The organism is Roseateles chitinivorans, from assembly GCF_002761755.1.
GTDB lineage: Bacteria > Pseudomonadota > Gammaproteobacteria > Burkholderiales > Burkholderiaceae_C > Roseateles > Roseateles chitinivorans.
The window spans coordinates 20,898-32,890 of the sequence record NZ_PEOG01000065.1 but is presented as its reverse complement, the minus strand read 5'-3'; the positions used below and the strand labels follow the sequence as shown (position 1 = coordinate 32,890).

Annotated in this window: 10 protein-coding genes; 1 reads left to right on the top strand and 9 read right to left on the bottom strand. The window is 69.4% G+C overall.

Going from position 1 to position 11,993, the window contains the following annotated elements; all coding sequences use genetic code 11:
- Positions 1–136 precede the first annotated feature (136 nt).
- From CS062_RS20055 to CS062_RS20035, 4 genes are all read right to left on the bottom strand, one after another.
- Complete coding sequence (locus CS062_RS20055) at positions 137–649, bottom strand: hypothetical protein (RefSeq protein WP_099863328.1); 513 nt, start codon at positions 647–649, stop codon at positions 137–139.
- Between the two features lie 152 nt (positions 650–801).
- Positions 802–2,040 (bottom strand): NAD(P)/FAD-dependent oxidoreductase, encoded by a 1,239-nt coding sequence (locus CS062_RS20050; protein WP_099863327.1) that lies wholly within the window; start codon positions 2,038–2,040, stop codon positions 802–804.
- Between the two features lie 90 nt (positions 2,041–2,130).
- Positions 2,131–3,141, bottom strand: coding sequence for a serine hydrolase (locus tag CS062_RS20045; protein WP_233218166.1), 1,011 nt, complete (start codon positions 3,139–3,141; stop codon positions 2,131–2,133).
- 155 nt (positions 3,142–3,296) lie between these two features.
- Entirely contained in the window at positions 3,297–5,387 is a 2,091-nt protein-coding gene (locus tag CS062_RS20035; protein ID WP_099863326.1) for an ATP-dependent helicase, read from the bottom strand.
- Positions 5,388–5,497: 110 nt separating this feature from the next.
- Between CS062_RS20035 and CS062_RS20030 the strand changes: the two genes are divergently transcribed.
- Positions 5,498–6,397, top strand: a complete 900-nt coding sequence (locus CS062_RS20030) for a TspO-related membrane protein (RefSeq protein WP_199174298.1) — start codon at positions 5,498–5,500, stop codon at positions 6,395–6,397.
- On the opposite strand, the gene CS062_RS20025 is transcribed toward CS062_RS20030, so the two are convergent.
- From CS062_RS20025 to CS062_RS20005, 5 genes are all read right to left on the bottom strand, one after another.
- Positions 6,312–7,379 carry an ABC transporter ATP-binding protein gene (locus tag CS062_RS20025; RefSeq protein ID WP_099863325.1) on the bottom strand — a complete coding sequence of 356 codons (1,068 nt, stop codon included), beginning with the start codon at positions 7,377–7,379 and terminating at the stop codon, positions 6,312–6,314. The two genes, CS062_RS20030 and CS062_RS20025, sit on opposite strands and share 86 nt — an antisense overlap.
- 12 nt (positions 7,380–7,391) lie before the next feature.
- Positions 7,392–8,279: a carbohydrate ABC transporter permease gene (locus CS062_RS20020; RefSeq protein WP_099863324.1), complete on the bottom strand. Its 888-nt coding sequence runs from the start codon at positions 8,277–8,279 to the stop codon at positions 7,392–7,394.
- Positions 8,280–8,304: 25 nt separating this feature from the next.
- Positions 8,305–9,183: a carbohydrate ABC transporter permease gene (locus CS062_RS20015; RefSeq protein WP_099863323.1), complete on the bottom strand. Its 879-nt coding sequence runs from the start codon at positions 9,181–9,183 to the stop codon at positions 8,305–8,307.
- Between the two features lie 92 nt (positions 9,184–9,275).
- A complete protein-coding gene (locus tag CS062_RS20010) occupies positions 9,276–10,529 on the bottom strand; it encodes an ABC transporter substrate-binding protein (protein ID WP_099863322.1) in 1,254 nt (417 codons plus the stop codon).
- 105 nt (positions 10,530–10,634) lie between these two features.
- Positions 10,635–11,840, bottom strand: coding sequence for a maltoporin (locus CS062_RS20005; protein WP_099863321.1), 1,206 nt, complete (start codon positions 11,838–11,840; stop codon positions 10,635–10,637).
- Positions 11,841–11,993: the final 153 nt, after the last annotated feature.

Sequence of the window (11,993 nt, the reverse complement as noted above, 5' to 3'; positions counted from 1 at the left end):
ATGGGGGCACCATGAGGTCTGGACGCTTCTGCCGAGATGGCTCGACGGTAGCTCCGACGGGTCATGGGAGGGGTAGGACAGGGCCTACTGGCGCTGACGGAGGACGGCGCGTGGCGCGGCGTCCCACCGAAGGCCTTCATGACAGCAACCGGGAGACGAGGATCGCCAGGCCGGAAGAGCTGGCCGCCGAGCCGGCGAACCACTTCAGCAGGCGGGTGTCCGAGGCGAGACCTGCACTTTTGACCCGCTCGTCCAAGGTGTTGAAGCGCTCCTCGATGGGCGCGATCGCGGCGGCCACGCTGGATCGGACGGAACTCGCGATCTCGACACGCAGTTCCTGCAAGCCCTGCTGCGTCTCCCGACGGAAGGCGTCGAGTTGCTGCTGGCACTCCCTGCGGAAGGCATCGAGTTGCTGTTGTGAGTCCCTGCGCAGCGCGTCGACCTGATCGCGCGATTCGATGCGCAACGCATCGGCCTGATCGCGCGATTCGATGCGCACCGCGTCGATCGATGCCTTGAGCTCGCGTACATCGCTGCGCAGTTCGTGGATGTCGGCGGCATGTTCATCCAGGCGATGCATGAGCAGCCGGAAGTCGGAATGCGGCGGAGGCAGTGGGGTGACGGTCGGATGGGGAGAACGATGGCGCATGCGCGGACTCCAGTCGAGAAGGAGGGAGCCAGCGATGCTAGGTCCGCACCGGTGCGGCCCGGTGTGGCTTCTGGCGCGAAGGTCCGGGGTCCTTGATCGACCTCAACGGGTGGCATCGCGGGCCCCGCCGGTGGGAACACCCGCGACGCGGCTCAGGCGAACAGGGCCGCCAGGCGCGCCACGGCGGCCTCGCTCATCGCGCGATCGACGCCGCGGTCCGGGTTGTTGAAGTCATGCTCGCCCTGGGCCTGCACCAGCAGGCCGTCGCGCCGCGGCACGACCATCAGGTTGTGGCCGCGCCAGGCGACCATGTAGTCGACCTCCGGCTGCGGCACCAGCCGTGCGATCTGACCGCGCACCGGGATCAAACGCTCGTCGCCGAACAGCGCCCGCGCGCCGTAGCCGGTGCAGTTGACGATCGTGCGCTCGGGCAGGCCGGCGAGTTCACGCGCGTCGCTGAAATCGCGGGTGACGATCTCGCCGCCTTCGCGGAAAAAGTCTTCCATCAGCAGCCGCTGGTACGGGCGGATGTTGAAGGTCATCTGGGTGAAGCGACGCGCATGCGGCACCGGGAATGGGTGCTGGGCCGGGTTCAGCGGCATGGAGCGCGGATGCAGGTCGGGGATGAGGTCCAGCAGGTCCGGATAGTCCGGCTCGGCCGGGCCGCCATGGCCGCCCTGACCGGCCGGCAGCGCCTGGTCGAAGGGCAGGTCGGACAGCACATAGCCGTCGCGCCATTCGACCGGCGCGCCGGGCAGGCCCAACTGGTCCTGCCACGCGCGGAAACTGTGGCGAGCCATGCGCTCCCACATCGCGTTGAATGCCGGCGTCGCATGCTCGGCTGCGACCACGCGGGACTCGGGCGACCACAGGCCGGTGGCGAAGGTGGAGGCCACTTCCGGCGGGCGCTCGCGGCAGTAGATGCGCACCCGCAGTCCGGCGCGCTGCGCGACGCGGGCGGTGGTCAGGCCGATGGCGCCGCAGCCGATGACGGCGATGCGCCGCTCGCCGGTGCCGCGGATCAGCGGCAGCGCCCCCAGCGTCGCCGATCCCCAGGACAGGGACCAGCCCGCCCCGCCGTGGCCGTAATGGTGGATGACGGTCTTGCCGTGCAGTCGCTGCGCCTCGATGCGCGGCCCCTGTGCCCGGAACGGGCGCGTACAGACGGTGATGTCGACGATGCGGTCCGCGGATACCCGCATGCGCGCGGGCCGGGGCGGGTCGGCGAAGGGCAGGCGGTCGGCGGATGGCGATGGCGATGGCGATGGCGATGGCGATGGCGATGGCGATGGCGATGGCGGCGAGGCCGGTGCATCGGCGTGCGCGGGCGCGACGAGCGGCCATGCGGCGGCCCAGGCGCTGGCGGCGCCGAGCCAGTGGCGGCGGTTCATGGGAACTCCTTGTGGGGCCGGCCCGAGCCGGCGGCGGTCGATCGCGATGGCGACCGGGTGGTCCGTGCGCCGGCAAGGACGCCGGCGTCGTCAGACCGCGGCGATCTTGGCGAGCGACTTGCGGATCGCGGCGGCGTCGCGCAGGCGCTGCGCGGAGCCGTCGGCATCGAGCAGGACGACGGTGATGGTCTGGCCGCCGCTCTTCATCCGCATCGCCAGGCAGCGGCCGGCTTCCTCGGTGTAGCCGGTCTTGGACAGGCGGATGTCCCACCCCTTGGCGCCGACCAGGTGGTTGGTGTTGCGCAATTCCCGCGGACGGCCGTTGACCTCGACCTCGCTCGACTTGTCGCTGCTGATGCGCGCGATCACCGGGTAGCGGGCCGCGGCGGCGGCGATGCGGGCGACCTCGGCGGCCGTCGAGGTGTTGTGGGGCGAGAGGCCGGTCGGGTCGGCCAGCGAGGTGTGCGACAGGCCCAGGGCCCGGATCTTGGCCGCGACCGCCGCCTCGTAGGCCGGCAGGCCACCGGGGAAGTGGCGGGCCAGCGCCGACGCGGCGCGGTTCTCGGACGAGATCAGCGCCAGCTCCAGCGCCGCCTCCCGGCTCATCGTCGCGCCGACGCGCACCCGCGAGCGGCTGTGCTTGAGCCGGTCGACGTCGGCGTCCTCGATGCGGATCTCCTCGTTCATGTCCTGCCTGGCATCCAGCACCACCATCGCCGTCATCAGCTTGGTCAGCGAGGCGATGGGCACGACGGTGTCGGCATCCTTGGCCATCAGCACGCGACCGCTGTCGTCGATCACCAGCATGTGGCGGGCGTTGACCGGCAGCTTCATCAGCGGTTCGTCGACCGGCGTCGCGGGGGCGACGGCGGCCTCCGAGGCCCGCGCCGCCGGCGGCGCGGAGGCGGCCGGCACCGCGGGCGTCACGACGCCGGTCGGGCCGATCGCGGCCGAGGTCGGCGCGGTGGTGGGGACGACGATCTCCGGGTCGTCGCTGGCGGCTTGCACGATCAGGCTGCCGCAGGTCAGGGCCAGCGCCGGCAGCGCGAGGCGCCAGTTGGTGTGGGCGAGGGTGCGGAGGACGGTGTGGCGGATCGACACGGCGGTAGGCGGCAGGCAGAGCAGGCGGGCGGGGCCGAGGAGGGCGTCGGGGTCAGGGGTTGACCGGCGGGAAGTTTAAGTGCTGCACGCCGGACGTCCATCCGGGCGTGCGGTAACGTGCGTTACGCGTGCGCCGAGGCGTCTGGCACGGCGCCTCAGTCCCAGGCCTTGCGCAGCCTCGCCGCGACATCCATCGCGGGCCTGGCCAGCTCCGGCAGCGCCGCCTGGGTCTGGTTGGCCGGCCCCAGCTTGTCGAAGTGGCGCACCACCTTGCCGGGCAGGAAGCGCGAGACGCTGGCGTGGAGGTGACGGTCACCGTGCCGCGCCTGCTGCGTGACATAGAAGCGCTGCGGCACCATCACCGCCAGGTGCTCCTTGGCCCGCGTCATCGCGACGTACAGCAGCCGCCGCTCTTCCTCGATCTGCGCCTGCGCGCCGGTGCTCAGGTCCGACGGCATGCAGCCGTCCACGCAATTGAGCAGGTAGACCGCATTCCATTCCTGCCCCTTGGCCGAGTGGATGGTCGACAGGATCAGGTAGTCCTCGTCCTTCAGCGGGATGCCGGATTCATCGCTGCTCGCCTCGGGCGGATCCAGCGTCAGCTCGGTCAGGAAGCGCTCCCGGGAGCCGAAGCCCTGGGCGATGCGCACGACCTGCTCCAGGTCGGCCAGGCGCACCGGCGCGTCGTCGTGCAGCCGCTCCAGGTGAGGGGCATACCACTCGACCACCGACTCCAGGTCCATCGGCCACTGCGCATCGCCGATGAGGCTCGCCAGCAGATCGCGCAGCGCCGTCCATGACGCGGCCGCGGCGCGGGGCGGCTCGAATGCGCGCAGCGCCTGGACCGGATCCGCGGCGGGCGCCATCGCGTCGATCAGCCGACGCGCGCTCGCCGGCCCGAAGCCAGGCAGCAACTGCGAGACCCGGAACCCCGCCAGCCGTCCGCGCGGGTTCTCGGCCCAGCGCAGCACGCTCAGCACGTCCTTCACATGCGTGCTCTCCAGGAATTTCAGGCCGCCGAACTTGACGAAGGGGATGTTGCGCCGCGTCAGCTCCAGCTCCAGCGGCGCGGCATGGCTCGAGGTGCGGAACAGCACCGCCTGGCGCTTCAACCGCAATCCCTGCTCGCGCCGCTCGAGCACTTTGTCGGCGACCCACTGGGCCTGGCGCGCCTCGTCCTCGACGGTCACCAGCTGCGGCCGCTCGCTCGAGGCCCGGTCGGTCCACAGCCGCTTCTCGTGCCGCTCGCGGGCCATCGCGATGACCGCGTTCGAGGCCTCCAGGATCGGCTGCGTCGACCGGTAGTTGCGCTCCAGCGCCACCACCCGCGCGGGGGGATCGAACTGGGCGGGGAACTCGAGGATGTTGCGCACCTCGGCCGCGCGGAACGAGTAGATCGCCTGCGCGTCGTCGCCCACCACCGTCAGGCCGCCGCCGCTCGGCTTGAGCCGGCGCAGGATGGTCGCCTGCAGCCGGTTGGTGTCCTGGTACTCGTCGACCAGCACATGCTGGAAGCGATCGCCGAGCTCGGCGGCCAGGCGGTCGTCGCTCATCAGCTCGGCCCAGTAGAGCAGCAGGTCGTCGTAGTCCAGCAACTGCTGGCGCTGCTTCTCCTCGACATAGGCCTTGAACAGCCGCTTGAGCTCGTCATGCACCGGGAAGCACCAGGGGAAGTGCTCCTGCAGGACCTGGTCCAGCCGGCTCTCGCCGTTGATCGCCCGGGAGTAGATGGACAGGCAGGTGGCCTTGAGCGGGAAGCGCTCGGCCGTCTCGGCCAGGCCGAGCGCCTGACGTTGCAGGCCCATCAGGTCCTCGGCGTCGGCGCGATCGAGCAGGGTGAAGTTGGGTGCCAGGCCGATGCGCGGGGCGTATTCGCGCAGCAGCCGCGCGCCCACGCCATGGAAGGTGCCGGACCAGGGGAGGCGCGGCGGCGCCTGCGTCGCGCGCAAGCCGAGCGCGCGATGCAGCATGCGGCCGGCGCGGCGCTCCATCTCGCCGGCAGCACGGCGGGAGAAGGTCAGCAGCAGCAGTCGCTGCGGGTCCGCGCCGGACTGGATCAGGCGGGCGACGCGCGCCGCCAGCGTCTTCGTCTTGCCCGAGCCGGCGCCGGCGATCACCAGCAGTGGGCTCTGCCCGCGAACGCCGTGTTCATCGAGTCCGTGCTCGACCGCCGAGCGCTGCTCGGGATTCAGGTCGGCGAAGACGTCGGCCGCGCGGGGCGGGGCGTCGGCAAGGGCGGAGGACATGGGGCGGCATCATAGCTGTATGCAAAAACAGTGATGCGCCTCCCGCGCGCGGCATCTCCATCCAGGGGGTATGTGCCTTGCCCTGGGGGAGCAAACTCCCTGCTACTGCCATGCATCAAGTGCTCGTCCTCCTCGCCGCCCTGTCCATGCCGCTCGTCGCCTGGGCGTCGCAGCGCGGCGTCTTCGGCCCCGACAACGGCGCGATCTCCGACCGCTATCCGACGCTGCTGGTCGCAGACGGCTATGCCTTCTCGATCTGGGGCGTGATCTTCCTGCTCGATCTCGTGGCCGCGGCCTGGCTGCTGCGCGGCCGACCGGTGCCGGACCGGGAAGGGCATCGCGATTCCCATCGCTGCCACTGGCTGGTGGTCGCCGGCTTCGCGCTCACCGCGAGCTGGATGATCGTGTTCTCCCAGCAGTGGTTCTGGCTGGCGCTGGCCATCATCTGGCTGGCGCTGATCAGCCTGCTGTGGGCGCTGATGCTGCTGGCGCGGGCGGTGCCGCGCGGCGCGGCGTCCTGGCTCGCCGTGGCGCCGCTGGCGTTGCACGCCGGATGGCTGTCCCTGGCGGCCTTCCTGAATACCGCGCAGGTGATCGTCGCCCAGCAACTGCTGCCCACCGTCGATCAACTGCCGTGGACGCTGGTGCTGTGGGCGCTCGCCGCCCTGCTGCTGCTGGTGGCGAATGCGCGGCTGCACGCGCCCGGCACCGGCCCGGCGGCGCTGGCCTATGCCGCGGCGGCGGTCTGGGGCCTGGTCGGCGTCTATCTCAAGCAGCGGTCTTCGCCGATGGCGGGGGCGGGCGCCTCCGCCTGGATCGCGCTCGGGCTCGCCGCGGCGCTGCTGGCGCAAACCGTCTGGCTGCGCCTGCGGCCGGCCGGCCCCCATGGCCGCGAGGGCCCCGAAGGCCGGTCAGCCGGCCCGTTCACGCCAGGCGGCGCTCGTCCTTCGCGTCGAACAGATGCGCCGACTCCGCCGCCCATTGCAGCCGCACCGCATCACCGACATTGAGGTGGGGATTGCCCGCCACGCGGGCGGTCATCGGGCCGGTCGGGGTGTCGACCAGCAGGTAGGTTTCCGGGCCGGTGGGCTCGCTCATCTTCAGCACGCCGGGCAGGCCGCCGTCGTTGCTGTCGGCGAGGCGGATATGTTCCGGGCGGACGCCGTAGAGCACGCTGCCGGTGGCGCCGATCGCTGCCTGCTGCGCCGCGTTCACCGGCACGGTCTGGCCACTGGCCGCCAGGCCGGCCGCGCTGCGCTCCGCGTTGACGAAGTTCATCGTCGGCGAGCCGATGAACTCGGCCACGAAGCGATTGGCCGGCCGCGTGTAGATCTCCTCCGGCGTGCCGAACTGCTGCACCAGGCCATCGCGCATCACCGCGATGCGATCGCCCAGCGTCATCGCCTCGACCTGGTCATGGGTGACGTAGACGGTGGTCGTCTTCGTGCGCTGGTGCAGCAGCTTGATCTCGGCACGCATCTCGATGCGCAGCTTCGCGTCCAGGTTGGACAGGGGCTCGTCGAACAGGAAGAGCTTGGGATCGCGCGCCAGCGCCCGACCCATCGCCACGCGCTGGCGCTGGCCGCCGGAGAGCTGCCCCGGCTTGCGGTCCAGCAGGTGGCCGATCTGCAGCATCTTGGCCACGCGCTGCACCGTCTCGTCGCGCTGGGCCTTGGGCACCTTGCGCATCTCCAGCCCAAAGGCGATGTTCTGCGCGACGTTCATGTTGGGATAGAGCGCGTAGCTCTGGAACACCATCGCGATGTCGCGGTCCTTGCTGGGCGCGTAGGTGACGTCGCGATCGCCGATGTGGATCGAGCCGGAGGTCGGATGCTCCAGGCCGGCGATCATCGCCAGCAGCGTGGACTTGCCGCAGCCCGAGGGGCCGACCAGGATCAGGAATTCGCCGGCCTCGATCGACAGATCGATGCCCTTGAGGATGTCGGCCGAGCCGTAGCTCTTGCGGACCTGAGAAATGGCGAGCGCGCCCATGCTTGACTCCTCTTAACCCTTGACGGCGCCGGCGGTGAGCCCACGCACGAAGTACTTGCCCGCGACGATGTAGACCACGAGCGTCGGCAGCGCGGCGATCAGCGCCGCGGCCATGTCCACGTTGTATTCCTTGACCGAGCTGGACGTGTTGGCCAGGTTGTTCAGCCCGACGGTGATCGGCTTGCTGTCCGCGCCGGAGAAGACCACCCCGTAGAGGAAGTCGTTCCAGATCGAGGTGAACTGCCAGATCAGCGTCACCACCAGGATGGGCGTGGACAGCGGCACGACGATGCGCCAGAAGATCTGCCAGAAGGAGGCGCCGTCCAGCGTCGCCGCCTTGATCAGCTCGTCGGGCAGGCCGGCGTAGTAGTTGCGGAAGAACAGCGTCGTCGACGGCATGCCGGCCAGGATGTGGACCAGGATCAGGCCCCACACCGAGCTGGCGATGCCCAGCGTGCCCAGCACCTGGCTCATCGGCAGCAGCACGACCTGCATCGGCATGAACACGCCGAACAGCAGCAGCCCGAACAGCAGCTCGCTGCCGCGGAAGCGCCACTTGGTCAGCACGTAGCCGTTGAGCGCGCCCAGCGCTGTCGAGATCAGCACCGCCGGCACGACCATCAGCACCGAATTCATGAAGAAGGGCTTGAGCCCGCCGCAGTCGGTGCCGGTGCAGGCGCTGTGCCAGGCCTTGGACCAGGCGTCGAGCGAGGGGCTCAGCGGCACCGAGAGCAGCGTGCCGTTGCGCACCTCGTCCATGCTCTTGAGCGAGGTGCTGATCATCACGTACAGCGGCAGCAGGAAGAAGAAGGCGAAGACCAGCAGCACGGCCCACAGCAGCAGGCGCTGCGCGGTCAGGTGCCGGGATCCGGCCGGGGAGGGGGAAAGGGTAGGGCTCATGTCGCGTCGCTCGTCCCGCGCGGGATCACTGCTTCGAGCGGAGCTCGGAATAGAGGTAGGGAACGACGATGGCCGCGATCGTGGCCAGCATCACCGTGGCGCTGGCCGCGCCCAGACCGATCTGGCCGCGCGAGAACGCCATCGTGTACATGAAGGTCGCCGGCAGGTCGGTGGCGTAGCCGGGGCCGCCCGCGGTCAGCGCCATCACCAGGTCGAAGCTCTTGATCGCGATGTGCGCCACGACCATCAGCGTCGAGAAGAACACCGGCCGCAGCGTCGGGATGATGATGCGCCAGTAGATCCGCGGCAGCGACGCGCCGTCGACCTGCGCGGCCTTGATGATCGAGTCGTCGATGCCGCGCAGCCCCGCCAGGAACAGCGCCATCACGAAACCGGCCGACTGCCACACGCCCGCGATCACGACGCAGTAGATCGCCATGTCGGGGTCGACCAGCCAGCCGAAGGTGAAGGACTCGAAACCCCACTGCTGCATCAGGTGCTCGATGCCCAGGCCGGGGTTGAGGATCCACTTCCATGCGGTGCCGGTCACGATGAAGGACAGCGCCATCGGGTACAGGTACACCGTGCGCAGCACGCCTTCGCCGCGGATCTTCTGGTCCAGCAGGATGGCCAGCAGCAGGCCCACGGCCATCGCGCCGCCGATGAACAGCGCGCCGAAGATGCCCAGGTTGCTCAGCGCGAGCCACCAGCGCTCGTTGTCGAACAGGGCGCGGTACTGGTCCAGGCCGACGAACTCGTAGTTCGGCAGCAGCCGCGACGCGGACAGCGACAGGTAGCCGTTCCACGCCATCAGGCCGTAGATGAAGAGGAACGAGATCAGGAAGGTCGGCGCGACCACCAGCTTGGGAAGCCAGGGACTGCGAGGGGCTCGGGAGGCGGACATGCGGTGCGGACCTGGAGGCGGCGCCAGGGGGCGCGGCCGGGGAGAACAGGACAGGGGCGACATCGACGATGTCGCCCCTCCGGGCTGGCGGATTACTTGGACTTGGCGGCGGCGGCCAGGCGCGTCTGCGCGTCCTTGGCGGTCATCTTGTCGCTGTTCCAGAACTGGCTGACCACGTCCTTCATCGCGCCCTCCGCGGCGGCGGGGACCGCCATGCCGTGCGCGATCGACGGCACCAGCGTGCCGGTCTTGGCATCGGCGGCGAAGTCGGCGGCCGACTGCTTGGCGCAGTCGTCGAACTTGTCCATCTTCATGCCGGTGCGCACCGGGATCGAGCCCTTGTTCAGGTTGAACAGCTCCTGGAACTCGGGCGACATGATCGCGGTGGCCAGGTCTTGCTGGGCCTTCTCGTTGGCGGCGTTCTTCAGCTTGAACAGCGCGAAGGAATCGATGTTGAAGGTGAAGGACTTCTGCGTGCCGGGCGCGGCGGCGCAGATGAAGTCCTTGCCCGGCGTCTTGCCCGCGGCGATGAACTCGCCCTTGGCCCAGTCGCCCATCAGCTGCATGCCGGCCTCGCCCTTGATGACCATCGCGGTGGCCAGGTTCCAGTCACGACCGGGGGCGTTCTTGTCGGTGTAGTCCTTGATGCGCTTGAAGGTGGTGAGCACCTTCTCCATCTGCGGGCCGGTCAGCGTGGCCGGGTCGAGCTGCACCAGCGCCTTCTTGTAGAAGTCCACGCCGCCGACGCCCAGCGCCACCGATTCGAAGACGGTGAAGTCCTGCCAGTTCTGGCCGCCGTGGGCCACCGGGATGATGCCGGCCTTCTTCAGCGCCTCGGCCGTGACGAAGAACTCGTCCCAGGTGGTGGGCAGCTTGGTGCCGGCCTTCTTCAGCGCCTCGGGATTGACCCACAGCCAGTTCACGCGATGCACGTTGACCGGCGCGGCGATGTAGTGGCCCTTGTACTTCATGATGTTGGCCACCACCGGCGGGATCACCTCGTCCCACTTGCCGGCCTTGGCGACGGCGTCGACATTGGTCAGCACGCCCTCGGCCGCCCATTCCTGCAGCGACGGGCCCTTGATCTGCGCGGCGGCCGGCGCGTTGCCGGACACCACCCGCGACTTCAGCACCGTCATGGCCGAGTCGCCGCCGCCACCGGCGACCGCGAAGTCCTTCCAGGTGTGGCCCTGCTTCTGCAGCGTGGCCTTCAGCGCGGTGGCGGCCTTGGCCTCGCCGCCGCTGGTCCACCAGTGCAGGACCTCGACCTCGCCGGCGTGCGCCGCGCCGGCGGCCATCAGCGCGCACAGCGCCGCGGCCTGGGAAAGTTGCTTGAGCTGGGTCATTCCGTTGTCTCCGTGTCGTCGGGAAGTGGGAGCGAATGTTGTCATGCGATGCCGCAGGCGCGGGGGCGGGGAGGCCGCCCCCGCCGGCCTGATCGGTGGCGGGTGTCAGAACCAGACTTCGACTTGAGCGCCGAAGCTGGTGCCGGAGGTCTCGCCGTCGTAGCCGGCCACGCCGGTGACGTTGCCGGCGGCCTTGTTCCACTTGGCGTGGGTGACGTAGAGGCGGAACTCGGGGCGGTCCATCAGCGCCGGGCCGGTGGACAGCGTCGGCGCGAAGGTCACCTTGGTCAGGCGCGCGCGCTGGCCGCCGTCGGGCTTGTACTGCGACACGCCGGCTTCGGTGAGCAGCTTGAAGTTGCGGGTGACCGCGTAGGAGACGCGGCCGCCGACCGAGGTGGATACCGTGGCCTTGCCAGCGTTGTCCTTCTCGTTGGCCCACAGCAGCATGCCCATGCCGCCCCAGGCGCCTTGCTGGAAGTTGACCGACTCGACGACGCGGAACTTCTTCGCGGCGGAGGTGTCGGTCTGGTTGCCGAAGTTGGAGTTCAGCCCGGTCGAGCCTTGCGCGTACTGCACCCACAGCACGTTGTTGAGCGAGGTGCCGAACAGCTTGCTTTGCACATGCTTGGCGGCCAGGCCCCAGCCATTGGTGCCGCCGGCGAACTGCGACTTGGTGGCCGTGCCGAACAGGGCCAGGGTGCCGTCGGGGTTGGTCGGGATGTCGACGTACTCGACGTTGCCGCGATGGCCAGGACGCTGGTTGTTGTCCTTGTCGTTGGTGTAGTAGGCGACGCCGAGCTTGCCCGGACCGACGGGGATGCCCTTCATGCCGGCGCCGATGCCGGCCATCTCGGTGAAGTAGGTGTCGACGATGTGGACGTCGCCGCGGCGGCCGCGTTCCTTGCCGGCCCAGACGGTGGCTTCCGGCAGGAAGTCGAAGCCCTTGGCCTCGACGTACATCTGCGCCAGGCGCAGGTGCTTGGCGTCGTCGGCGTCGGAATGCGGATTCCAGTAGTCGGTCATCAGCACGACCTTGTAGTCGATGCCGTCCTTCTTGAAGCCCTGGGCGAGCTGGAACTCGCCGTAGATGTCGCACTCGTTGCCGAGGCGGTACTTCATGCCGCTGGTGCCGCCATTGAGCGCATAGCAGGCGCGGCTGGCGCCGCCGTCGGTGGTGCCGCCGGGGCCGGCGCGCAGGTAGCCGGTGTAGTCCAGGGCCTGGGCGGAGCCCGCGGCCAGCAGCAGGCCGGCGGCGGTGGTGAGCGTGGCGCGAACGCCAGGAATGCGCGCGGCGCGCGGGGTGCAGGTCATGTTCAGTCTCCGGTGTGGATCCGAGAAACGGCGCTCCGGGCGTGCTCCGTTAATCGGACGTTTATCTTTCTTGCATGCGGGCTGAACTTTAATTTTCCATTAATGAAACTATATTGGTGCTTACCACTAGCAGCGTGGTGCGAGAAACCTGTG

What these genes read in the sequence shown, in the direction of transcription:
- CS062_RS20020 (WP_099863324.1), bottom strand. Translation starts at nt 8,279, where the DNA reads ATGAGCCCTACCCTTTCCCCCTCCCCGGCCGGATCCCGGCACCTGACC.
- CS062_RS20025 (WP_099863325.1), bottom strand. Translation starts at nt 7,379, where the DNA reads ATGGGCGCGCTCGCCATTTCTCAGGTCCGCAAGAGCTACGGCTCGGCC.
- CS062_RS20035 (WP_099863326.1), bottom strand. Translation starts at nt 5,387, where the DNA reads ATGTCCTCCGCCCTTGCCGACGCCCCGCCCCGCGCGGCCGACGTCTTC.
- CS062_RS20030 (WP_199174298.1), top strand. Translation starts at nt 5,498, where the DNA reads ATGCATCAAGTGCTCGTCCTCCTCGCCGCCCTGTCCATGCCGCTCGTC.
- CS062_RS20050 (WP_099863327.1), bottom strand. Translation starts at nt 2,040, where the DNA reads ATGAACCGCCGCCACTGGCTCGGCGCCGCCAGCGCCTGGGCCGCCGCA.
- CS062_RS20015 (WP_099863323.1), bottom strand. Translation starts at nt 9,183, where the DNA reads ATGTCCGCCTCCCGAGCCCCTCGCAGTCCCTGGCTTCCCAAGCTGGTG.
- CS062_RS20055 (WP_099863328.1), bottom strand. Translation starts at nt 649, where the DNA reads ATGCGCCATCGTTCTCCCCATCCGACCGTCACCCCACTGCCTCCGCCG.
- CS062_RS20005 (WP_099863321.1), bottom strand. Translation starts at nt 11,840, where the DNA reads ATGACCTGCACCCCGCGCGCCGCGCGCATTCCTGGCGTTCGCGCCACG.
- CS062_RS20010 (WP_099863322.1), bottom strand. Translation starts at nt 10,529, where the DNA reads ATGACCCAGCTCAAGCAACTTTCCCAGGCCGCGGCGCTGTGCGCGCTG.